The organism is Spirulina sp. CCY15215, from assembly GCF_016888125.1.
GTDB lineage: Bacteria > Cyanobacteriota > Cyanobacteriia > Cyanobacteriales > Spirulinaceae > CCY15215.
In genome coordinates this window covers 1-209 of sequence record NZ_JACSWA010000409.1, presented here as the reverse complement: position 1 = coordinate 209, position 209 = coordinate 1, and the positions used below count along the sequence as shown (strand labels likewise).

1 pseudogene is annotated in these 209 nt (G+C 39.7%); it reads left to right on the top strand.

What is annotated here, in order from left to right:
* Positions 1-209: pseudogene (locus JUI58_RS11675) on the top strand (hypothetical protein); the annotation flags it as partial.

Below are 209 nucleotides of genomic sequence, written 5' to 3'. Positions count from 1 at the left end.
GAACTGTCCAAAAGCAAGCGGTCAAAGAACTCGAAGCTCTGCCAAGGGGAAACTATCTGCGAAAAAGTGTTATAGAATTAGTGAAAGAGCTAATTGCTCTGCTCGCAAAACGCCAAAATAAAGAACAAGATTTAGATCGTGATGATGAGGATTTGATTATGACTTTGACCCAAATGTATGAAGAAGCAATGGCAGAAGTTCGTCAAGAA